The sequence below is a fragment of the Kitasatospora sp. NPDC051984 genome, assembly GCF_044593455.1.
GTDB lineage: Bacteria > Actinomycetota > Actinomycetes > Streptomycetales > Streptomycetaceae > Kitasatospora.
On the sequence record NZ_JBIUCB010000004.1, the window covers coordinates 260,589 to 283,756 of the forward strand.

The window sequence follows — 23,168 nt, forward strand, 5'->3', positions numbered from 1 at the left end:
GGGCGGGGTCTCCTTCGGTCGGGGGCAGGGTCAGGTGTGGACGGCGGTGCCGTCCGCGCCGGTGGCGCCACGGGTGTAGCGCGGGTGGATGAGACCGACGCAGCTGTACGGCAGGTGGTCGATCTCCTCGACGGGGACGCCGCGTTGGGCGGCGAGCAGCCGGACGTGGTCGAGGTCGGCGCCGGTGCCGCGGCGGGCGAGGATCCGCCAGGGGACGCGGCGCAGCAGCACCCGGGTGGTCTCGCCGACGCCGGGCTTGACCAGGTTGACGCTGTCGATGCCGTACTCGGCGCTTATTCGTTCGACGGCGGCCCAGCCCTCCCAGGTGGGGGTGCGGTCGGCGGTGGCGAGCAGGGCGGTTTCGGCGGCGACGGCGGCGGCGACGGCCGGGAACTCGGCGGCGACGGTGTCGACGAACCGGGCGGAGACGTCGGCCTCGGCCAGGTGCCGGTAGTACTTGGCGCCGTGGAACTCGCCGGGACCGGTCAGGTCGGCGCGCAGCACCGTGCGGGAGACCAGGCCGGAGACGGTGGAGTTGAGGCAGGCGGAGGGGATCAGGAAGTCGTCGCGGGTGCCGTAGGTGCGCACGCAGCTGCCGGGGTCGGCGAGGACGGCGAGGCCGGGGTCGAAGCCGGTGCCGGCCAGTGCCTGGTCGAGTTCGCGGGTGATGGCGCCCTTGCCCGTCCAGCCGTCGACGAAGACCACGTCGGCGGCGCGGTGGTGAGCGGCGAGGTGCTTCAGCGCGACCTGGTCGATGCCGCGGCCGCGGACGATGGAGACGGTGTAGTGCGGCACGTCGAGGCCGTGGGCGTGGGCGAGCCAGCGGCGGATCAGGATGCCGACGGGGGTGCCGGCCCGGGCCAGCGAGGCGAGCACCAGGTGCGGTCCGCGTTCGCGCAGCAGGGTTTCGGCGACGGCGCCGACGGCGGTGGCCAGCCGGGTCGCGGAGGCGGCCAGCGCGGTGTGGAACAGCTGCTGGTACTCGGGGCTGGGCTGGTACTCGACCGGCAGCGACTCAGCGTAGTGGGCGCCGCCGGACTGCACGGCCTCCTCGCGTTCCTCGACGGGTGCTTCGAGGTGGACGTCGGAGAGGTCCTTGAGCAGCCAGGTGACGTCGGTGGCCGGGTAGCTGGAGAAGGCCGGTCCGTGCAGTGGGCGGGCGGTGGGCGGGGAGGGGGCGGTGTGTGCGGTCATGCCGGGCCTTCGGTGGGGTGCGCAGGGGTGATGCTCTGGCAGCGGGTGGTCGGCGGGGCGTCAGGCGTGTGGCGCTGGGCGGTACGACGGGAGAACGGCGAGCACCACGTGGTCGGTGGCGGTGCGCAGGCGGGGCAGCAGGGCGTCGGGGCCGTGGTGCAGGGCGGGGGTGTCGGCGGGGTCGTCGACGACCAGGACGACGGTGTCGAAGCGACGGGCCGGGTCGCTGCCCGGGGCGACGTTGTAGGCGTAGCGCTCGGTGGCGTCGTCGCCGGCCGGGTCGTCGTGGGCGGTGAAGGCGAGCCGGGTGCGGATCGCGTAGCCGGGGTGGTCGTGGGCGAACACCGGGGAGCGGGTGGTGGTGGAGAACCGCACCTCGGCGTCCGGGAGTTGGCGTTGCAGGGCGTCGGCGAGCCGCAGCGGGGCGTACATCAGCTCTTCGCAGCCGAGCACCAGGACCCGGCGGGGCCGGGGGCCGACGGCGGCGGCGAGGGCGGCGCCGAGCGCGGGGAGCGCGTCGTCCAGTCGGCGGCGGTGGGCGGGGGTGAAGCCGTGCCGGCCGCCGTCCGGCAGGCCGTCCGGCCAGGGCAGCCGGAGCTGCGTCAACTCGCCTGCGGGCTCCGCTGGTTGTGGCTGCTCGGGGCTGGCGTCGATGAGTTCCCGGGCGCGGTCCAGGACGCCCTCCGGCAGCTGGACGCCGCCGCCGGCGGTGGCCACCAGGTCGAGCCGGGCGCCGAGTTCGGCGGCGGCGACCTCCAGGCGGGCGCGGTCGGCGGGGGTGCGCAGGTCGACCAGGGCGACCACCACGTACCGCTCCCGGGGGTGGGCGGCGTGCAGGGCGCGGATGGTGTTGAGCACCGTGGTGCCGGTGGAGAACTCGTCGTCGACCAGCACCAGCGGCCCGTCCCCGGCGAGCAGCCCCGGATCCTCGGGCAGCAGCAGGTGGCTGGTGGCGTGCGAGTGCTCCTCCTCGAAGCCGCCGAGCGGGACGAGGCCGGGCACCGGGCGGCGGGTGGAGTGCAGGTAGGGCGCGTCGAGGCCGTCGGCAACGCTGTGGCCGAGGGCGGTGGCGGTCTCCGCGTAGCCGAGCACGACGGCCCGCGCCGCCTCCGCGGGCCCGAGCAACGCGGCCACCCGGCGGCCGAGTTCGAGCCCGGCGCCGTGCACCACCTCGGGCCGCTGCGGGACGTGCTTGCCCAGCACCTGGGAGACCAGCAGGTGCGCGCGCTTGGGGTTGCGGCGCAGCGCGAGGCCGATCAGCGCGGTGAGTTCCGGCCCGCCGGTCAGGCGCAGGCCCAGCCGGTCGGTGACCCACTGGCCGGTCCAGGGGTCGGCCCCGACCGGCCCGGGGGCGGTGGTGTCTACGGTCATCGGGGGCTCCTCTCATCACGACGACGGGTGGTGCGGGTGGTGCTGCTGGTGCCTGGAAGGACGCACGGCTGCACGTCCGGGTTCGAGCGTACGGGGAGCGCAACTGCCCGCGGATCGGCCGACCGGCCAACCTCCGCGCACCGATCGGCGCGAATCGGATGACCGTCCGGTGGACACCGGCATCGTCCGATCGGCTGACACCGGATCAGAAACCGGCCCAGGAACGGGCGCAGGAGGCAGGACGAAGGAGGCAGGGCGCAGGAAGCAGGGCCCGGGACGCCCAGGACTCAGGACACACAGGCCGAGAGCAGTTCGGCGAACGACACGTCGGCCCGCGCGACGCCGAACACCCCGGCGCGCAGCAGCACCCGCTCGGCCCAGGCCCGGTGCGGCTTGGCCTCGTTCATCTTGTTGGTGTACGCGGAGCGGCTCACCCCGCCGCCGCCCCGGTGCTGCTGCAGGATGTCGCTGGCGTCGCACAGCTCCTCGTGGGTGACCACGGACAGCGCGTGCACGGCGGCGACATGGCTGGGGTGGATGCAGGTCTTGCCCAACAGGCCGTTGGCCCGGTCGAGTTCGATCTCCCGGATCAGCCCGTCCAGGTCGTGCTCGATCAGCCGCTGCCGGACCTGGTCGGCGGGCGGGGTGACCTCGGCGAACGGGGTGCGGCGCAGCTGCGGCTTGAACATCCGTTCCTGGAGCGGGAAGTACTCCCAGACCGGACCGGTGACGGTGAACCCGGTGCCGTCGGCGCGGCCGAGCACGTTGACCACGTCGCCGATCACCTGGGCGACCAGCGCCACGTCGTAGGCGGTCAGGTCGGGCGAGCGGCGCAGCCCGTACGCGGAGCACAGGTCGGTGACGCCGAGCCGGACCGCGAGGACCCGGTCGCGGTGCTTGTCGAGCAGCCGGGCGATGCCGAACAGCTGCTCGTGGCGGCTCTCCAGGTGGGCGAGTTCGGGCGACTCCAGCACCGGCATCACGAACAGCCGCTGCCCGCCGGTCTCTTCGGCGCGGGCCAGCGCCTCCAGGAAGGGCCGCCCGCTGTCCTCGGTGAACTTGGGCACCACGAAGCCGCTGAGCAGCCGCAGCGCGGGCCCGAGCCGCCGGGCCAGGTCGGTGATCTGCTCGGGAGCGCGGACCCGGACGAACAGCAGCGGCAGCTGCGAGGCGGCGTCATCAAGGGCAAGCCCGGTGAGTTGGGCGACCAGGTTGTGCTCGGCGTCGTCCACCTCGTGGTCGGCTATCGCGTCCTCCAGGCACAGCACCATGGAGATCACGCCGCGGGCGGCCTGCCGCCGGATGTCGCGGGCCAGGGTGGGACGGGTGGCGGGGCTGTAGAGCGTGGCGCCGAGCGCGGTGGCCAGGACGTCCGCCCCGCTGTCCCGGTCGAAGGCGACGGGCTGCTCGTGAAAGAGCCGGCTGCGGACGTCGTCCGCGAGATGCCCGAAGTGGCGCAAAGTGCTCTCCCGCTCTGATCTGTGGGGCCCGCTCGGGGCCGCGTACGGCTGACGCCTCGACTCATGGACGGTTGGCGTGGCCGGATAGTTCACCGCGGCGGCGGTCGCCGCGGTGGGGTCGGGAGCACCGGGCCGCCGGCCGCCCATCGTACGACCGGGCAACACCGGGGAAGCAGTTCGGAACCCCGAGCCCCACCGGCCGGCCGCCACCGCCCGGACTCGCCGATGCCGCGCCCGCGTTGTCCCGGGCCCCGGGCAGGCGGCAGGATGGTGCGTTATGACGCACGTGATGGCGAAGGGCGCCAACATCCCGCTGACGGCCAACGCCGTCCGTGCCGTCCTGCGTTGGACGGACACCCCGGGCATCCCGGACGTGGACGCCTCGGCCCTGCTGCTGGCCGAGGACGGCAGGGTCCGCGACGACCTGGACTTCGTGTTCTACAACCAGCCCCGGCACCCGTCCGGTCTGGTCCGCCACCTGCCCAAGCAGGCCGCGGACGGCTGGATCTGGGACGCGGTGGAGATCGACCTCGCGAAGCTGCCCGCCGGGGTGGACCGGGTGGTGCTGGCCGGTTCCGCCGAGGGCGGGGCGTTCCCCGCCGTGCCGGGCCTGCGGGTGCTGCTGTTCGACGCCGGCCTGCCCGAAGGGACGCCCGCGCTGGCCGAGTTCGCCGTCGACGAGTACGAGCAGGTGACGGCGCTGGTCGCCGCCGAGCTGTACCGCCGCTCCGGCGGCTGGAAGTTCCGCGCAGTCGGCCAGGGGTACGTGAACGGGCTGATCGCGCTGGCCACCGACTTCGGCATCACCGTCGAGGACTCCACGGGCGACGGCGGCACCCCGCTGTCCGCCGACCCCCGCCTGCCCGACCCGGCCACCGCACCCGCGGCCGCCACCGAGCCGCCGGTGTCCGCGCCCGCCCCGCTCCCGGTGGACGAGGACGACTGGACGATCGCCCCGGCCCTGCCCACCCAGGCCCAGGCCCCCGCCCCGGCACCGGTCGCCGCGCAGCCCGCCCCGATCGTCGCCCCGCCGCCGCCGGCGCTGCCGCCGACCGTCCACCACGCCGCGCAGCCCCCCGTCCCGCAGGCCGCCGGGTACGGCTACCCGCAGCCGCAGCAGCAGGGCTACGGCTACCCGCCGGCTCAGCCCCAGCCGCAGGCAGGCGGCTACGGCTACCCCCACCCGGCCGCCCCCGGCTACGGCCACCCGCAACCGCAGGCGGGCGGCTACGGCTACCCGCAGCAGCCGCCCGCGCCGCCCACCCACCAGCAGCCGGTGCAGCAGCAGCCCGCACCCGTACCGCAGCAGCCCGCCCAACAGCCCCCGGCGCCCCCGCAGCCGGGCGCGCCGTTCGCACTGCCGCCGCAGGGCCCGCAGTTCCAGCCGCGCTGACCGCACCGGCGCACCAAAGCGCCAAAGCACCGCGACGCCAAGCACCAAGGCGCCAAAGCACCGCAACGCCAAGCACCAAGGCGCCAAAGCACCGCAACGCCAAGCACCAGAGCGCCAAGCACCAGAGCGCCAAAGCGCCGCAACACCGCAACGTCACGGCGCCGAAGCGTCAACTCCCGGGCCGGTCGGGGGTCTTGTACCCCCGCTCCCACTGCATGCCGAAGCCGTACAGCCGGTCCAGGTCCGACTGGAAGCCGTGCACGTACTTCACCTCGCGGCGGATCGTCAGCTTGCCCTCGCCGTCGTTCTCGATCAGCACCACCGCGCACGAGCGGGCCGCCGCGGCCCGCTCGTCCAGCTTGATCTCGATCCGCGGGCCGCTCTGCGGAACGATGGTGACCACCGCCTGGGTGCGGTCGAACGCGGGGGTGTCGTCGTAGATGTAGACGAACACCAGCAGCCGCTTGAACTGGTCCTTCTTCTCCAGGTTGATGTGCATGGTCTCGCCTGACGAGGCGCCTGACACGTCGTCACCGGAGAGTTTGATGTACGGCGGCCGGTTCAGGTCGCCGAAGAGCCGGCCGAGCGGCTGCACCACGCCCCGGGTGCCGTCGGCGAGTTCGTACAGGCAGGCCAGGTCGAGGTCGACGTTCAGCGGGGCGGACCCGCCGGCGGTGGGCGCCAGCGGGCGCAGGATCCGCGGGTCGAAGAACCGGCGCAGCGCGTTGCCCGCGGTGGGCCGGTCAGCGCTGCGGGTCGACCAGTGCAGGTTGATGTACAGGTAACCGGTGGTGGCCGCCGAGCCCGTGATCGCGTGTTGTGGCTGCGACTTGGTCAGTGTGACCTTGAACTGCCCTCCGGTGTCGAAGCTGTTGCGGTCCCCTTTCAGGAACTCCCACACCGAGACCATCGTGTCCTCCCCCAGCGCCGGTTCTGTCCTAGCTCTCCAATACCCACCCACGGGGTCCTGAGTCAACGTCAACCCGCTGGTACGGACCGCTGGCAGAGGGTTCGTCACTCCCGTACGATGCCCGCCCCCAGGACGCGATATCGTCTCTCCGCACAGGTGTCCCGTGCGTTGTCCCGTGCGCCACGTCACCTCCAACTTCCCCTGCCCTGCGGAAAGCCGAGGCCCTCCCCGCGATGAACCTCTCCTCCATACAGCTGGTCTGGGCCGTGGTCGGCGGCGCAGCCCTGCTGTTCACCGCCATCCTGGTGGCCTTCCTGCGCTTCAAGAACAACAAGGCCGAGGGGTCCGACGACTCCTGGGAGCGCAGCGAGGAGCGCCGCCGCCGCAAGGAGGCCATCTACGGCGGCGCCTCGTACGTCCTGCTGTTCTGCTGTGCCGGTGTCGCTGCCGCGCTGTCCTTCCACGGTCTGGTCGGTTTCGGCCAGCAGAACCTGAACCTGTCCGGCGGCTGGGAGTACCTGGTTCCGTTCGGCCTGGACGGCGCGGCGATGTTCTGTTCGGTGCTCGCGGTGCGCGAGGCCAGCCACGGTGACGCGGCGCTCGGCTCCCGCATGCTGGTGTGGCTGTTCGCGATCGCCTCGGCCTGGTTCAACTGGGTGCACGCCCCGCGCGGCGGCTCGCACGACGGTGCGCCGCAGTTCTTCGCCGGCATGTCGATCTCGGCGGCCGTGCTGTTCGACCGGGCGCTGAAGCAGACCCGCCGGGCGGCGCTGCGCGAGCAGGGCCTGGTCCCGCGTCCGCTGCCGCAGATCCGCGTGGTCCGCTGGCTGCGCGCCCCGCGCGAGACCTACGCCGCCTGGTCGCTGATGCTGCTGGAGAACGTCCGCAGCCTGGACGAGGCCGTCGAGGAGGTGCGCGAGGAGCGCCAGGCCAAGATGGACGCCAAGATCCGTGCGCGCAGCGCCGACCGCCGCGAGCGGGCCGAGCTGAAGGCGATCTCCCGCCAGAACGGGATGCTGGGCCGCTCCCGGCACGGCCGGCAGGTGCCCGCCCTGGCCGCCGCGGGCGACTCCCCGTCGTCCGCTACGGAGCCTGCCCTAGCCGCCGAGGAATCCGCTCTCGACCGGGTCGGCGCCTCCGCCCTGGAGCCCGCCGCCCTGAACGCCGGCCGTCGCCCCCGCGCCGCCGTCGAGTCGCCCACCACCGGCAGCGGCTCGTACTCGTCCAGCAGCTCGTACTCGTCGAGCATCGACCTGACGATGGACGAGGACACCCTGTCGATGCCGAAGCTGGACTCGCTGGAGCGCAAGCTCCGGGCGATCGAGCAGCAGCTCGGCTGAGGCCCGGCAGCTCGGTCTGAACCCCGCAGCGCGACCGGGACCCGCCACAAACGAGAGCCGCCCACCGGGAAGTTTCCCGGTGGGCGGCTCTCTGCGTGCGGTGCGCCGGCTAGCTCTCGGCCGGCGAGGCGCCCTCCAGCGCCTGTTCCCGCTTGTTGCGGACCATCGAGCTGGCCAGTGCCGCGCCGATGAAGGCGACGCCGACCAGGCCGGTGACGAGCTCCGGGATGTGGTACTTGATCGAGGCGAGCAGGATCAGCGCCAGCGCGCCGATCGCGTAGTGCGCGCCGTGCTCCAGGTACACGTAGTCGTCCAGGGTGCCCTTGCGGACCAGGTAGACGGTCAGCGAACGGATGTACATCGCGCCGATGCCGAGGCCCAGGGTGATCTGGAAGATGTCCTGCGAGATGGCGAACGCGCCGACCACGCCGTCGAAGGAGAAGGACGCGTCCAGCACCTCCAGGTAGAGGAAGAGGAAGAACGCGGCCTTGCCGCCGACCTGGACGATCGACTTGCCCTTGCGCTCGGCCTCGTGCTCGGCCTCCTCCTGCTCCTCCAGGCCGGCCTCGAAGACCCCGGAGAGGCCGTTGACGGCGAGGTAGGTGGCCAGACCGCAGACACCGGCCAGCAGGACCGTTTCGGCGCGGTCACCGGCGAACAGCCGGGCCGACACGGCGAGCAGCACCAGCGCGATGACCGAGGAGAGGGCTTCCAGCTTGCCGATCTTCTCCAGCGGCTTCTCGATCCAGCGCAGCCAGTTGAACTCCTTCTCCTCCAGGATGAAGTCGAGGAAGATCATCAGCAGGAAGATGCCACCGAACGCGGCGATCGCCGGGTTGGCCATCTCCAGGTACTGCGCGTAGGTGTGCCCGTCGTGGGTCTTGCTGGAGTCGAGCGCCAGCTGCACCACGGTCGCCGGGTTGAGGTGCGCGGTCAGGGCCACCACCAGCAGCGGGAAGACCAGCCGCATGCCGAAGACCGCGATCAGCACACCGACCGTCAGGAAGATCTTCTGCCAGAAGGCGTTCATCCGCTTGAGAACGGTGGCGTTGACGACGGCGTTGTCGAAGGACAGGGAGATCTCGAGGATCGAGAGGATCAGGACGACGCCGAATCCTTCGGCCCCCCAGATCAGGCCGGCGGCAATCAGGCCGGCGATCGTGATGGCGAAGGACCATCCGAACGTACGGAGGAACACGGGGTCAGTTACCTTTCTGGCTACCGGAATTGACCGATTCCGGGCTGCTTACTGAACGTTGACGCCAAAATCGAGCGCGATGCCGCGCAGGCCGGAGGCGTAGCCCTGGCCGACGGCACGGAACTTCCACTCGCCCTGGTAGCGGTACAGCTCGCCGAAGATCATCGCGGTCTCGCCGGACGCGTCCTCGGAGAGGTCGTAGCGGGCGATCTCGCTGCCGTCGCCCACGTTGGCCACACGGATGTAGGCGTTGGAGACCTGGCCGAAGCTCTGCAGCCGGGCGTCGGCGTCGTAGATGGACACCGCGAAGACGACCTTGTCGATCTGCACCGGCACCAGGTCGAGGTGGACGTCGACCACCTCGTCGTCGCCGTCACCGTCGCCGGTGAGGTTGTCGCCCTGGTGCTCGACCGAGCCCTCGGGGCTGCGCAGGTTGTTGTAGAAGACGAAGTACTCGTCGCCGAGGACCCGGCCGCCGGAGCACAGCAGTGCACTGGCGTCCAGGTCGAACGGCGCGCCGGTGGTGGACCGGGCGTCCCAGCCGAGGCCGATCCGAACCTGCGTCAGGTTCGGCGCGGCCTTGGTCAGCGAGACGTTTCCGCCCTTGGCAAGGGTGACGGTCATCGGACTTTCCTCCCAGCTCCCGTCTCCGGGGCTCCCGGGGTGTACAGCGGCGGTCTGCCGTCGAAGCCGCCCGGGAGGGCCGGTCCGACGGGGCGCGCCCGAAGGACGCACTCCAAGAGATCTACGCCCCTCGACGGCCGTACAGTGCTGCACACCCGACTGAACTTCCTGAACTCCGCTCTCTCCGCCCGGCCCGGCCGCCGCACCCCGCGGGCCCGAAATCGCCCGCGCGCACCCCGGCCGGGGGCGGATCGCGGCCGAATCTATCAAGCCCCCGCCCCGGTTCCGCTCCGACCGGGACCGGCCGGAACCCGCCCAGTACGCTGCCGGGACCGCCGGACGAACCGTCGCGCGGGCACGGACTCACCAGGACGGACAGCGGGAGCATCGCAACGATGCCGTTCGAACCGCTCGACCGCACCGACCCCGAATCCGTAGGCCCCTACCGGCTGTTGGCGCGCCTCGGCGTCGGCGATGGGTCCCTCCTGCCCGGCGGCGGGCAAGGAGGGAGGGACGGATCCACCCGGCCCGTTCGGCCCGCGGCCGGACCGTCGCGGTCAAGGTGGTGCGCGCCGAACTCGCCGGCAACGCCGAGTTCCGCGAGCGCTTCCGCCGCGAGGTGACGGCCGCCCGGCCCGCCGGCGGCACCTTCACCGCCCCGGTGGTGGACGCCGAACGGCCTGCAGGGCGTGCGGATCGCCGACGGCAAGCAGGTGTAGGCGAAGACCTCCGACCGCTCCACCCGCATGTGGTACTCGGCTCCCGCGGCCGGCAAGCACGCCGTCTACTCGATACTCGGCGGCCTGACCATGACCTGCCGGGGCACCAGCGACACCCCTGCCGCCCCGAGCCGGGTGGTGGCCTTCAACGCGGCAGCGGCACCGAACTGTGGCACCTGGAGCTGCCGTCCGAGGTGCCCACCGCGGACCGCGGACCGGCGCCTCGATCGACCTGCCCTGGCACCTGGCCGGCAACGACGACCTGCTGATCGCCGTCCAGGGCGACCGCGTGATGGCGCTCCCCGCGGAGCAGCGACGGCGACGGGCCGGGCCCGCGAACGGACCCGGCCCGCACTGCGCCCGGCGCAGCCTCAGACGTTGACGCCGAAGTCCTGCGCGATGCCGCGCAGGCCGGAGGCGTAGCCCTGGCCGATGGCGCGGAACTTCCACTCGTCGCCGTTGCGGTACAGCTCGCCGAAGACCATCGCGGTCTCGGTCGAGGCGTCCTCCGACAGGTCGTAGCGGGCGATCTCGGCGCCGCCGGCCTGGTTCACCACCCGGATGAAGGCATTGCGGACCTGGCCGAAGCTCTGCTGCCGGTTCTCCGCGTCGTAGATCGACACCGGGAAGACGATCTTGGCCACGTCGGCCGGGACGCCGGCCAGGTTGACCTTGATCGCCTCGTCGTCGCCCTCGCCCTCGCCGGTGAGGTTGTCGCCGGTGTGCTCGACCGAGCCGTCGGCGCTCTTCAGGTTGTTGAAGAAGATGAAGTCGGCGTCGGAGCGGACCCGGCCCTGCTCGGTGCAGAGCAGCGCGCTGGCATCCAGGTCGAAGTCCGTGCCGGTGGTGGTGCGTACGTCCCACCCGAGGCCGACAACCACGGCGGTCAGGCCGGGCGCCTCCTTGGTGAGCGAGACATTGCCGCCCTTGCTCAGGCTGACACCCACGTGGTCCTCCAAGAAGTCGGGTTCCCGATCCGTCAACGGCCCGATCGTAGTGCGGGGTTCCCGGCCGGGGGTGGCGACTCGGCCCGGCGCCGCGCCGAAAGTCGGCCCGGCGCCCGGCCGAGGGCGGTGTCAGAGCGCGCCGAGGGCGGCCAGGTACTCCTGGGTGTCACGGGCGTCCGGGAGGCCGTTGACGACGCTCCAGCGGACCACGCCCTCCTTGTCGATGACGAAGGTGCCGCGGACGGCGCAGCCCTTCTCCTCGTTGAAGACGCCGTAGGCGCGGGAGACCTCGCCGTGCGGCCAGAAGTCCGACAGCAGCGGGTACTCGAGGCCCTGCTGGTCGGCGAAGACCCGCAGCGAGAACGGCGAGTCGACGGAGACGGCGAGCACCTGCACCTCGTCGTTCTGCAGGCGCGGCAGCTCCTTCTGGATCTCGCAGACCTCGCCGGTGCAGACACCGGTGAAGGCGAACGGGTAGAAGACCAGGACGACGTTCTGCTCGCCGCGGAAGTCGGACAGCTTCACCGACTCGCCGTGCTGGTTCTTCAGCTCGAAGTCGGGGGCCTGGGCGCCGATCTCGATGGCCATGAGGGGACCTTCCTGCCGGGTCTTGGTGGTGCGGGCAGGGAAATCCTCCCACTCGCACATCCCCGTTCGGCCGTTCGGGTGAGGCGGTGGGGCCGTTCGAGGCGTCGTTCAGCCCTGAGCGAACAAGGTGGCGGTGGCAACGAAACGCGGGCCCCGGCGGAGTCTCCTCCGCCGGGGCCCGCGTTTCGGTCGCGGTCCGAAGCTCAGCGCTTGCCGGTCTTCGAGGCCTTCGGGGTGGCCAGGCGGGTACCCGCCCAGTCCTTGGCGATCGCCACCGAGCTGGTCTGCGACAGGCCGGCGGTCTTGGCGGCATCGGCGATCTCGTGCGCCTCGACGTGCCCGTCACGGCCGGTCTTCGGCGTCAGCAGCCAGATCAGGCCGCCCTCCGCCAGGTACTCCAGGGCGTCGACCAGGGCGTCGGTGAGATCCCCGTCCTCGTCGCGGTGCCACAGCAGGACGCCGTCTGCGACGTCGTCGTAGTCCTCGTCGACGAGTTCGGAGCCAGTGATGTCCTCGATCCCCTCGCGGAGGTCCTGGTCACTGTCTTCGTCGTACCCGATCTCCTGAATGATCTGGCCCTGTTCGAAGCCGAGACGAAGAGCCGGGTTGGACTTGTCCGCGGGGTCCGCGGTCGCGCTCACGGGAATAACCTCCAGTATTCGGCTCGGCATCCATGCCGAGGCTGTGGCCGTAGTCCACACGGGAGCGGCGGTTCGCGCAAGTACCCGACCCCCGATCCCACCCAAAGGTTGACGCGTCGGGGGCCGACACGCCGCCCTCCGTGTGGCCAATTGCGCCGAAATGTCCGTATCCGTACCGGACCGGGACGCTTCGTCGCCCACCCACACGCAGACCGTACGCCTGCCCGAGATACGAACGGCATTCGGGCCAGCCGTGTGTGCGGGCGTAAAGTCTCCTGTTGGCCCTCATCCCGGCCGGCCGCCATCGTCCGGCCGGGGTCCCAGGTCGGACCACCTCCTGACCGTACCGCCCAACCGGCGGAACGGTTACCGATCGGTAGAGATGACGGATCTCCGAACGCGGTAGCACGATGGAGGCGGCGCGACAACTCAGTTTCGACCGACAGTGAAGGAACAGCGTGGCTTCCGGATCCGATCGCAACCCGATCATCATTGGCGGCCTCCCGAGCCAGGTCCCGGACTTCGATCCCGAGGAGACCGCGGAATGGCTGGAGTCGCTTGACGCTGCCATCGACGAGCGCGGGCGCGAGCGTGCCCGCTACCTGATGCTGCGGCTGATCGAGCGCGCCCGTGAAAAGCGTGTCGCCGTGCCCGAGATGCGCAGCACGGACTACGTCAACACCATCGCCACCAAGGACGAGCCGTTCTTCCCCGGCAACGAGGAGATCGAGCGCAAGATCCTCAACGCGACGCGGTGGAACGCGGCCGTCATGGTCTCCCGCGCCCAGCGTCCCGGCATCGGCGTCGGCGGCCACATCGCCACCTTCGCCTCGTCCGCGTCGCTGTACGACGTGGGCTTCAACTACTTCTTCCGCGGCAAGGACGCCGACGGCGAGTCCGGCGACCAGGTGTTCTTCCAGGGCCACGCCTCGCCGGGCATCTACGCCCGCGCCTTCCTGCTGGACCGACTGACCGAGCAGCAGCTCGACGCGTTCCGCCAGGAGAAGTCCAAGGCGCCGTACGGCCTGTCCAGCTACCCGCACCCGCGGCTGATGCCGGACTTCTGGGAGTTCCCGACCGTCTCGATGGGCCTCGGCCCGCTCGGCGCGATCTACCAGGCCCGGATGAACCGCTACCTTGAGCACCGCGGCATCAAGGACACCTCCGACTCGCAGGTGTACGCCTTCCTCGGCGACGGCGAGATGGACGAGCCCGAGTCGCTCGGCCAGCTGTCCCTGGCCGCCCGCGAGGGCCTGGACAACCTGACCTTCGTGGTCAACTGCAACCTGCAGCGCCTGGACGGCCCGGTCCGCGGCAACGGCAAGATCATCCAGGAGCTGGAGTCGCAGTTCCGCGGCGCCGGCTGGAACGTCATCAAGCTGGTCTGGGACCGCACCTGGGACCCGCTGCTGGCCCAGGACCGCGACGGCGTCCTGGTCAACAAGCTGAACACCACCCCGGACGGCCAGTTCCAGACCTACGCCACCGAGACCGGCTCGTACATCCGCGAGCACTTCTTCGGCGGCGACCTGCGCCTGCGCGCCATGGTCGAGAACATGACCGACCAGCAGATCCAGCACCTGGGCCGCGGCGGTCACGACCACCGCAAGGTGTACGCCGCGTTCAAGGCCGCCCGCGAGCACAAGGGCCAGCCGACCGTCATCCTGGCGCAGACCGTCAAGGGCTGGACGCTGGGCCCCAACTTCGAGGGCCGCAACGCCACCCACCAGATGAAGAAGCTGACGGTCGAGGACCTGAAGCGCTTCCGCGACCGGCTGCGCCTGCCGATCACCGACAAGCAGCTCGACGAGGGCTACCCGCCCTACTACCACCCGGGCCGCAACTCGGAAGAGATCCAGTACATGCACGACCGCCGCAAGGAGCTCGGCGGCTACGTGCCCACCCGCAAGGTCCGCCCGCGCAAGCTCGAACTCCCGGGCGACGACGCGTACAAGGCGGTCAAGAAGGGCTCCGGCAACCAGACCATCGCCACCACCATGGCGTTCGTCCGGGTGCTCAAGGACCTGATGCGGGACAAGGGCATCGGCAACCGCTTCGTGCCGATCGCGCCGGACGAGTACCGCACCTTCGGCATGGACTCGCTCTTCCCGTCCGCCAAGATCTACAACCCGCTCGGCCAGACCTACGAGTCGGTCGACCGCGAGCTGCTGCTGGCGTACAAGGAGTCCCCGTCCGGCCAGATGCTGCACGACGGCATCTCCGAGGCCGGCTGCACCGCCTCGCTGATCGCCGCCGGCTCGTCCTACGCGACGCACGGCGAGCCGCTGATCCCGGTCTACGTCTTCTACTCGATGTTCGGGTTCCAGCGCACCGGCGACCAGTTCTGGCAGATGGCCGACCAGCTGGCCCGCGGCTTCGTGATCGGCGCCACCGCCGGCCGCACCACGCTGACCGGCGAGGGCCTGCAGCACGCCGACGGCCACTCCCAGCTGCTGGCCTCCACCAACCCCGGTGTGGTCGCCTACGACCCGGCCTACGGGTACGAGATCGCCCACATCGTCCAGGACGGCCTGCGCCGCATGTACGGCTCCTCCGCCGAGCACCCGCACGGCGAGGACGTCTTCTACTACATGACCGTCTACAACGAGCCCATCAAGATGCCGGCCGAGCCGGAGGGCGTGGACGTCGACGGCATCCTCAAGGGCCTCTACAAGCTCGCCGAGGGCGGCGCCGGCCAGATCCCCGCGCAGCTGCTCGCCTCCGGCGTGGCGGTGCCGTGGGCGCTCGAGGCGCAGCGCATCCTCGCCGAGGAGTGGAACGTCAAGGCGGACGTCTGGTCGGCCACCTCCTGGAACGAGCTCCGCCGCGACGCCGTCGAGGCCGAGGAGTTCAACCTGCTGCACCCGGAGGAGCCGCAGCGCGTCCCGTACGTGACGTCGAAGCTCTCCGGGGCCGAGGGCCCGTTCGTGGCCGTCTCCGACTGGATGCGGGCCGTCCCGGACCAGATCTCCCGCTGGGTGCCCGGCCAGTACCAGTCCCTGGGCGCCGACGGCTTCGGCTTCGCCGACACCCGCGGCGCGGCCCGGCGCTTCTTCCACATCGACGCCCAGTCGATCGTCCTGGCCACCCTCACGGAGCTGGCCAAGCAGGGCAAGATCGACCGCTCGGCGCTGAAGTCCGCGATCGACCGCTACCAGCTGCTCGACGTGGCCGCGGCCGAGCCGGGTGCCGCGGGCGGCGACGCCTGATCGCTCTGACGTAGAGATCCGCCCGAGGAGGGAACTCCCCTTCTCGGGCGGATCTTTGCGTTGCGGCCCTCCGCTTCGCGCGGTGGACGTCGCGTCAGACGTGGGCCAGCGGCCTGCTCTCGCTCGCGTCGCGCTCCGCGGGCTTCGTCGCCGGGGCGGCGAGTAGCGCTGCCGGGGCCAGGACGAAGGCCAGGCCGGTGGCGAAGATGCCGTAGATCAGGTGCTTGGTGTTCTCGATCGCCTCGCCGTACATCGCGGTGACGAACTGCGTCAGGGTCACCCCGGCGAGGCAGATCATCAGCGCCAGGAACGCCCGGCGTCGCGGGTTGCCCGCGCTGCGGCGCAGCCACCACGCGCCGGCCGCGGCGAGGGCGAGCTGGAGGCCGAGGACGAAGCCGCCGCCGAAGGTCCGCAGGAAGCCGGTGTAGAGGGAGAGGCGGTGTTCCTGCGCGCCGGCCGGCTTTCCGGCGCCGACCGGGTAGGTGCCGAGGTTCTCGGGGCGGGAGGTGGCGAAGTCGTCCAGTCCGCCGTCGGCGATCCGGAGTGCGACGCCGGGGTGGCGCAGCAGGTAGCCGCCGATGTTGCCGTAGGTGATCCTGTCCTTGACCTCCGGCCAGCGCGGGTCCTTCTGCGGGGCCTTCTCGCCCCACCAGTTGAGTCCGGCGTACTGGCCGAAGTCGGCGGGGAGGCCGAGCGCGACGGCGTCCTTCTCGGGGTGGGGGCTCTTGCCCATGATCCCGACGAAGATCATCTCGGTCCGGTTGATCTCCTTGAACGAGTCCATCTGGAACATCAGCGTGTGCAGCCCGGCCGCGCCGACGACCGCCGCCGCGGCCAGCGGCAGGGCCCGGGAGCCGAGGCGGCCGGTCCACCGCCCGATCGGGACGCGGGAGGTCAGCAGCAGTATCAGGAACGGGACGGCCATCGTCAGCGCCTGCATCTTGGACGCGCACACCGTCACCGCGCCGACGGTGAACACCGCGAGGCCCAGTACCCGGGCCCGGCGCGAGCCGCCGAGGTGCATCGCTCCGGCGGTGGCGAACAGCAGGCCGGTCAGCCCGGCCAGCTCGCTGAACGGCGAGGCGGCGTAGTCCGCGACCACCGAGTCGCCGACCACCACGAACAGCGCCGCGCAGACCAGCAGGCGCAGCGTCAGGCGGCCGCGCAGGGCGACCGCGAAGACCGCGAACGCCAGGCCCACCAGGGCGCACCAGAGCAGTGCCTGTGCCCGCAGGTCCAGGTAGCCGTGGTAGCCGAGCAGTCGGCTGATCGGCCGGGCCAGTTCCGGCATCCACTGGCCGCTGCCGGGGTAGCGGCTGCCGGGGGGGCATTCGCCGGGCAGTGCGTGGTCGTAACGGAAGTTGGCCCACTTGAACCACCACCAGGAGCCCTCGTCGAGGTGCACCTTGGCGTCCAGGGCGCACATCCGGCTCGGGCCGTCGCCGTTGTCGGCGAGGCCGATCGGCCCGTTGTGGAAGATCCGGACGACCATCGCCGCGGCGGCGGCCAGCCCCACCAGCGGGCCGAACACCCACCAGCGCCCGAGGAACGCCGCCACTCGTTCCGTTCTTCGGCGCCGCCGCACCGCCTGGCGCCCCTGCGTTCTCTGCTCAGTCACGGACCGCACCTTAGTGCAGTAATCGACTATCGAATCGAGTGTCAGGAGGGGGGCAAAAAGATCGCAAAACCGCGCGGGAAACCCCGGAAAACGGAGCGGCCCGTCCGCGGGAAGAACCTCCTTCCCCCGGACGGGCCTTGGCGGTGCGTCAGATGTGCACGGCCGGACCGGCGTCGTTCGCGCCGCGCTTGGTGAGCAGGCCGAGGGCCGCCGCGACGGCGGCGACGATCGCGGCGACGGTGAAGGCCAGGCCCATGCCGCTGACGAAGGACGAGTGGACGGCGTCGGCGATGCCCTGGGTGACCTCGGCGGGGACGCCGGGCTGGGCCGGCGGGGCGATGCCCAGCTGGGCGAGCTGCTTGAGACCCTCGCCCTGCTCACCGCCGGGCAGCGGCTGGCCGGTGGCGGCGGTCCACTTGTCGGGGAGCACGCTGGTGACCTTGGAGGCCATCACCGCGCCGAGCACGGCGGTGCCGAGGCTGCCGCCGACCTGCATCGCGGCCTGCTGGAGGCCGCCGGCCACACCGGACAGCTCCAGCGGGGCGTTGCCGACGATGACCTCGGTGGCGCCGACCATGACGGGGCTGAGGCCGAGGCCCATCAGCAGGAACCAGAGCGACATCACGCCGTTGCCGGAGTGGATGTCCAGGGTGGACATGCCGAGCATCGCGCCGGTGGTGAGCAGCATGCCCACCATGATCGGGATGCGCGGGCCGATCTTGCCGATCAGGAAACCGGCCACCGGAGCGCCGACGATCATCATGCCGGTCATCGGCAGCAGGTGGACGCCCGCGTCGACCGGCGCCATGCCGTGCACGTTCTGCAGGTAGAAGGTGACGAAGAAGATGCCGCCGAAGAACGCGAAGGCCATCAGCACCATCAGCAGGGTGCCGGCCGACAGCGGCACCGAGCGGAACAGCGACAGCGGGATCAGCGGCTCCTTGGCGAAGTTCTGCCAGACCGCGAACACCACCAGCGCGAGCACCGCGCCGCCGAGGAAGAGCAGCGTGGCGGGGTCGCCCCAGCCCCAGGTCGGGGCCTTGATGATGCCCCAGACCAGCATGAACATCGCACCGGAGAGCAGCACGATGCCGGGGATGTCGAAGGACTTGGCGGCGTTCTCGGCGCGGACGTCCTTGAGGATCAGCAGGCCCAGGACCAGCGCGACGATGCCGACCGGGATGTTGATGAAGAACACCGACTCCCAGTTGACGTGCTCGACCAGCAGACCGCCGACGATCGGACCGGCCGCGGTGGAGGCACCGATGACGCCGCCCCAGATGCCGATCGCCATGTTGAGCTTCTCGGCGGGGAACGCCCCGCGCAGCAGGCCGAGCGCGGCGGGCTGGAGCAGCGCGCCGAACAGGCCCTGCAGCACCCGGAAGAAGATCACCTGCTGGATCGAACCGGCGAAGCCGATCGCGGCGGAGGTGGCGGCGAAGCCGACCGCGCCGACCAGGAAGGTCGACTTGTGGCCGAACCGGTCGCCGATCTTGCCGGCGGTGATCAGGAAGACCGCCAGGGCCAGCAGGTAGCCCGAGGTGACCCACTGGATGTCGGCGGGGCTGGCCTTCAGGTCGGTCTGGATCGCCGGGTTGGCGATGGCGACGACGGTGCCGTCGAGGGCCACCATCATGACGCCGACGGCGACGGTGAGGAGGGTCAGCCAGGGGTGCCCCCGCAGCTTCCCTCCGGCGGCCGGGGCCGCCTCCTTGTCGAGTACGACGGACTGGCTCATGGCTCGGGACTTCCCCGTTCGTGTGGTGTGGCGAGAGAGCGGCTCCGCCATTATGTCAGTCGCTGACAATCGACATGTCGTGACTTGTGCCACTTGATGACAAGTGGCAGAGCGCTATCGTTGAGCCATGGCCACCCCCACCTCCGCCGTCGACCCGCTCCCCGCTGGCCTGCGCGAACGCAAGAAGCAGCGCACCCGCGGCGCACTGGTCGATGCCGCCAACCAGCTGTTCCTGCAGCAGGGTTACGCGAGGACCACGGTCGACGAGATCGCGGCCTCGGTGGAGGTCTCCCAGCGCACCTTCTTCCGGTACTTCGCCAACAAGGAGGAGGTCGCCCTGGCGGTACTGGCTGACGCCGAGGAGACCTTCCTCGGCCTGCTGCGCGAGCGGCCCGCCGTGGAGAACCCGCTGGAGGCGCTGCACGGCGCGATCCGGCAGGCCTGGCAGACCCTCGACCAGGGCCGGGTCGCCGAGCGCGGCTCCGTCGCGGGCGCGCTGGAACTGTTCGAACTGATCGAATCCACCCCCACCCTGCTCGCCGCCCACCTGCGGCACACCCTCCAGCAGGAGGACGAGGTGACCCGGATCCTCGCCGAACGCGAGGGCCTCGACCCGGCGACCGACCTGCGCCCCCGGCTGCTCGCCGCCGTGTTCGGCACCGTGGTCCGGCTCTCACACCTGTCGTACGCCGCCGAACCCGGCCAGCGCGGCCACTGCATGGACGACATGCTGGCCGTGATCGACCGCCACATGCGCCAGCTCGGACCGGCGTTGGCCGGCTCCTGGCGCTGACCCGGGGCCCGGGTAGTACTGCGGTATCAGGGCCGCGCCCGACCGGAGTATGAGGACACCGGCCCCGCCCCGCCATACCCTCGGCCCGGTGACCACCTGGAAGACCTTCCTCAGCGCCCTCGTCGAACCCGTCCCGAACCACCGGCCGCCGCTGGCCAACGCCCGCAAAGCATGGATGCGGGCGCTGCCCTTCGTGGTGGTGCTGGCCATGATCGGTGCGCTGCTGCCCACCGGCATCGTCGCGCTGACGCAGTTCTACGGGGTGAACGGGGGCCTCGCCGCCGCACTGGCCACGGTCCAGGCCGGGGCGCTGGCACTGGCCCTGGTCCGGCCGCTGACCGCCTGGCAGCTGGTGGCACCGTCGGTGCTGGTCGGCGCGGTCGTCACCCACGGCGAGGCCGCCACCCAGGCCTGGCCGTGGCCGGTCCCCACCCTGCTGAGTTACCTGTTCCTGATGGTGTTCCTGGCGATCCGGGAAAGCGGACGCACCCTGCTCGCCGTCTGGGCGGTCACGTTCGTCGGCAACAGCCTCAGCTGGTCCGTCTTCGCCGAGCACTTCGACGGCACCTCGGTGGTGGTCACCGCACTCTCCGGGGTGATCCTGCTGCTCGGCTGGAGCCTGCGCAGCCGCGACGAGGCGAAGCGGCTGCTCGCCGCCCAGGAGCAGATCTCCGAGACCGAACGCGCCCGGCGCACCTTGCTGGAGGAACGCGCCCGGATCGCCCGCGAGTTGCACGACGTGGTCGCCCACCACATGTCGGTGATCGCCGTCCAGGCCGACAGCGCCCCGTACCGCATCGAGGGCCTGCCCGAGCCCGCCGTCGCCGAATTCGGGCAGATCGCCTCCGCCGCCCGCGGCTCGCTCGCCGAGATGCGGCGCCTGCTCGGCGTGCTGCGGGCCGCCGACACCGCGGCCGACAAGGCCCCGCAGCCGGGCCTCGACGACCTGCCGGGCCTGCTCGCCACCGTGGCCCAGGCCGGCGTCCGGGCCGAACTCGACCTCGCCGACGACGTCCGGGCCCTCGGCCCCGTCCCCGAGGCGGTCGGCCTGTCCGCGTACCGGATCGTCCAGGAAGCCCTGGCCAACGTCGTCCGGCACGCCCCCGGCGCCACCGCCCGGGTCCGGGTCGCGGCGGCCGACGGCGCCCTCACCGTGGACGTGCACAACGACCCGGCCCCCGGCAAGGCCACCGCCGTCGAAGTCTCCGCCTCCACCGGACACGGCCTGACCGGAATGCGGGAACGCGTACGTCTGCTGGATGGCACCCTGGACACCGGCCCGACCGCCGACGGCGGCTACCGGGTCGCCGCCGTCCTGCCGATCGACCGCCCCGCAACGGCGGTCGGCACCGCCCCAGGGGAGAACACCGCATGACCATCCGCGTCCTCATCGTCGACGACCAGGCGATGGTCCGCGCGGGCTTCGCCGCCCTGCTCGGCGCCCAGAGCGACATCGAGGTGGTCGGCGACGCCGCGAACGGCCTCCAAGCCCTGGAGGTCAGCCGGCACACCCACCCCGACGTGGTCCTGATGGACGTCCGCATGCCCGAGATGGATGGCCTCGAAGCCGCCCGCCACCTCCTCGACCCCCCGCCCGGCGTGATCCACCGCCCCCGCGTCCTGATGCTCACCACCTTCGACGTCGACGACTACGTGTACGAGGCCCTCCGCGCCGGCGCCTCCGGCTTCCTCCTCAAGGACGCCCCACCCGCCGACCTGATCAACGCCGTCCGCGTGGTCGCCGCCGGCGACGCCCTCCTCGCCCCCTCCGTCACCCGCCGCCTGATCGCCGACTTCACCCAGAACCGCCCCACCCCCCGCCGCGACCCCCGCCTCCGCCTCAACGGGCTCACCCCCCGCGAGACCGAAGTCCTCGAACTCATCGCCCGCGGCCTCTCCAACCAGGAAATCGCCGCCCACCTGATCCTCGCCGAACAGACCGTCAAGACCCACATAGGCCGCATCCTCGCCAAGCTCAACCTGCGCGACCGCGCGCAGGCCGTCGTCCTCGCCTACGAGAGCGGGCTGGTCCAGCCCGGCGGGTGAGGACAATCAGGGGCGCGAGCGGCTGCGAAACCAGGGGCGCGGGGAACTGCGCGAAGCGGAAGACCCCAGCCGCAAGATCGCGACGCAGGACAATGACCTGCACTTGATCGCGACCTTACGGACAAGCCTTGCGCTTGTCGCGCAGTTCCCCGCGCCCCTGTTTTCGCGCCCGCCTGCCCTCCATCCCACCTCGGTATGACACCCGCCTTGGCTCCGCAGGGTGACGCCCCGCCACGCACCTCGTTCCTACCTTCCTCCTCGTCACCGAACGGGAGGAGGAAGCGATGCTGGGGCGTCTGCGTCGAGGGACGGCCGTCGCGGGGTTGGTGCTGGCGGCGGTGCTGGGGGTGGGGTCGTGGACCTCGGCGGATGCGCAGACGCCGCTGACGGGGCCGCCGCCGGGGTCCGCGGAGTGGGTGGCGGACACCGCGCTGGGGGTGCGGCTGCCCGATCCGACGAATGCCTCCCCGGCCGAAGTGGCGGCGTTCTTCGACGCGTTGGCCCCGGACCAGCAGCGGCAGCTCGCGTTCCGGCACCCGCAGGTTCTCGGCAATCTGGACGGCGCGCCGGTCCCCCTCCGCTACTTGGCGAACTCCCTGGCCCTCGCCCAGGAACGCGCCCGTGAGCAGGCCCGCGCCACCGACGCCTCGCTCCTGCCGGAAGAGCGCGAGCAGGCCGCCCGGAAGGCCGCCCGCTACGCCGAACTGACCGGCCGCCAACTTCTCGTCTTCGATCCTCGCGGCCGCGGCCAACTCGCCGAGGTGTTCGGCGATCTGGCCCACGCCGCCCGCACCGCCGTCCTCGTGCCCGGATCGGACGTCGATCTGGCCTCGTCCGACCGCCTCGCCGCCATGGCGAAGGAACTGCGCGCCGCTGCCAAGGACCAGGTCGCCGTGGTGGCGTGGGTCGGCTACACCACGCCCGTCGGCGTGGGGCTGGACGCCGCCCGGGAGGAGCTCGCCCGGGCGGGGGCCCCGCGGCTGGAGCGTCTGGTCGCCGGCCTGGCCCCGCTGACCGGGCCCGTCACTCTCTTCTGCCACAGCTACGGCTCGGTGGTGTGCGGGCAGTCCGCGCCGGATCCGGCGCGGGTCTCGGGGCTGGTGGTGTTCGCCTCGCCGGGGCTGGGCCTGGAGCGGGCGGACGAGTTGAAGGTGCCGGTGTGGGCGGTGGCCCGTAATCCGGAGGACTGGATCTCGAACATCCCGAACGTCTCGGTGCTCGGTTTCGGGCACGGCGCCGACCCGACCTCCCCGGGCTTCCACGCCCGCCTGCTGCCGTCGACGGGTTCGCACGGCCACAGCGACTACTTCGCCCCCGGTTCGGCCTCGCTCGCGGCCTTCGCCGCGCTCGCCGCGACCGGCTCCCCCGCCACCGCCTGA

The 23,168-nt window shown here is 71.6% G+C and carries 16 protein-coding genes and 1 pseudogene; 7 read left to right on the forward strand and 10 right to left on the reverse strand.

All coding sequences use genetic code 11. The annotated features are described in order from the left end of the window. Positions 1-30: 30 nt before the first annotated feature. Both ACIHEI_RS10465 and ACIHEI_RS10470 read right to left on the reverse strand, forming a co-directional pair. Positions 31-2,565, reverse strand: a pseudogene (locus tag ACIHEI_RS10465) (phosphoribosyltransferase). A gap of 287 nt (positions 2,566-2,852) precedes the next feature. Continuing rightward, entirely contained in the window at positions 2,853-4,025 is a 1,173-nt protein-coding gene (locus ACIHEI_RS10470) for an HpcH/HpaI aldolase/citrate lyase family protein (RefSeq protein ID WP_396606345.1), read from the reverse strand. A gap of 277 nt (positions 4,026-4,302) precedes the next feature. On the opposite strand from ACIHEI_RS10470, the gene ACIHEI_RS10475 reads away from it, so the two are divergent. Then, a complete protein-coding gene (locus ACIHEI_RS10475) occupies positions 4,303-5,418 on the forward strand; it encodes a TerD family protein (protein ID WP_396606346.1) in 1,116 nt (371 codons plus the stop codon). Positions 5,419-5,587: 169 nt separating this feature from the next. Here the strand turns inward: ACIHEI_RS10475 and ACIHEI_RS10480 are convergent, their stop codons facing one another. Further along, a complete protein-coding gene (locus ACIHEI_RS10480) occupies positions 5,588-6,328 on the reverse strand; it encodes a Tellurium resistance (RefSeq protein ID WP_387643227.1) in 741 nt (246 codons plus the stop codon). A gap of 233 nt (positions 6,329-6,561) precedes the next feature. On the opposite strand from ACIHEI_RS10480, the gene ACIHEI_RS10485 reads away from it, so the two are divergent. Further along, complete coding sequence (locus ACIHEI_RS10485; protein ID WP_392947484.1) at positions 6,562-7,668, forward strand: DUF2637 domain-containing protein; 1,107 nt, start codon at positions 6,562-6,564, stop codon at positions 7,666-7,668. Positions 7,669-7,777: 109 nt separating this feature from the next. On the opposite strand, the gene ACIHEI_RS10490 is transcribed toward ACIHEI_RS10485, so the two are convergent. The 5 genes from ACIHEI_RS10490 to ACIHEI_RS10510 form a co-directional block, all read right to left on the reverse strand. Then, positions 7,778-8,866, reverse strand: a complete 1,089-nt coding sequence (locus tag ACIHEI_RS10490) for a DUF475 domain-containing protein (protein ID WP_387643224.1) — start codon at positions 8,864-8,866, stop codon at positions 7,778-7,780. 48 nt (positions 8,867-8,914) lie between these two features. After that, a complete protein-coding gene (locus ACIHEI_RS10495) occupies positions 8,915-9,490 on the reverse strand; it encodes a TerD family protein (RefSeq protein ID WP_392947481.1) in 576 nt (191 codons plus the stop codon). Positions 9,491-10,580: 1,090 nt separating this feature from the next. Continuing rightward, positions 10,581-11,156 (reverse strand): TerD family protein, encoded by a 576-nt coding sequence (locus ACIHEI_RS10500; RefSeq protein WP_392947977.1) that lies wholly within the window; start codon positions 11,154-11,156, stop codon positions 10,581-10,583. A 129-nt stretch (positions 11,157-11,285) separates the two neighbouring features. Further along, positions 11,286-11,744, reverse strand: coding sequence for a peroxiredoxin (locus ACIHEI_RS10505; RefSeq protein WP_392947476.1), 459 nt, complete (start codon positions 11,742-11,744; stop codon positions 11,286-11,288). A gap of 203 nt (positions 11,745-11,947) precedes the next feature. Then, positions 11,948-12,385, reverse strand: a complete 438-nt coding sequence (locus tag ACIHEI_RS10510; RefSeq protein ID WP_387643217.1) for a DUF3052 domain-containing protein — start codon at positions 12,383-12,385, stop codon at positions 11,948-11,950. A 458-nt stretch (positions 12,386-12,843) separates the two neighbouring features. Between ACIHEI_RS10510 and aceE the strand changes: the two genes are divergently transcribed. Beyond that, entirely contained in the window at positions 12,844-15,594 is a 2,751-nt protein-coding gene (gene aceE, locus ACIHEI_RS10515) for a pyruvate dehydrogenase (acetyl-transferring), homodimeric type (protein ID WP_387643215.1), read from the forward strand. Positions 15,595-15,688: 94 nt separating this feature from the next. Here the strand turns inward: aceE and ACIHEI_RS10520 are convergent, their stop codons facing one another. Together ACIHEI_RS10520 and ACIHEI_RS10525 are read right to left on the reverse strand one after the other, a co-directional pair. Next, positions 15,689-17,212, reverse strand: coding sequence for a hypothetical protein (locus ACIHEI_RS10520; protein ID WP_396606347.1), 1,524 nt, complete (start codon positions 17,210-17,212; stop codon positions 15,689-15,691). Between the two features lie 148 nt (positions 17,213-17,360). After that, positions 17,361-18,950 (reverse strand): MFS transporter, encoded by a 1,590-nt coding sequence (locus ACIHEI_RS10525; RefSeq protein ID WP_392947470.1) that lies wholly within the window; start codon positions 18,948-18,950, stop codon positions 17,361-17,363. 127 nt (positions 18,951-19,077) lie between these two features. On the opposite strand from ACIHEI_RS10525, the gene ACIHEI_RS10530 reads away from it, so the two are divergent. From ACIHEI_RS10530 to ACIHEI_RS10545, 4 genes are all read left to right on the forward strand, one after another. Beyond that, positions 19,078-19,743 (forward strand): TetR/AcrR family transcriptional regulator, encoded by a 666-nt coding sequence (locus ACIHEI_RS10530; RefSeq protein ID WP_396606348.1) that lies wholly within the window; start codon positions 19,078-19,080, stop codon positions 19,741-19,743. Positions 19,744-19,831: 88 nt separating this feature from the next. After that, a complete protein-coding gene (locus ACIHEI_RS10535; RefSeq protein ID WP_396606349.1) occupies positions 19,832-21,118 on the forward strand; it encodes a sensor histidine kinase in 1,287 nt (428 codons plus the stop codon). Further along, positions 21,115-21,789 carry a response regulator gene (locus ACIHEI_RS10540; RefSeq protein ID WP_396606350.1) on the forward strand — a complete coding sequence of 225 codons (675 nt, stop codon included), beginning with the start codon at positions 21,115-21,117 and terminating at the stop codon, positions 21,787-21,789. Before ACIHEI_RS10535 ends, ACIHEI_RS10540 begins: the two co-directional genes overlap by 4 nt. A gap of 284 nt (positions 21,790-22,073) precedes the next feature. Continuing rightward, the gene (locus ACIHEI_RS10545) at positions 22,074-23,168 is read left to right on the forward strand and encodes an alpha/beta hydrolase (RefSeq protein ID WP_396606351.1); all 1,095 of its coding nucleotides are present in this window, start codon (positions 22,074-22,076) and stop codon (positions 23,166-23,168) included.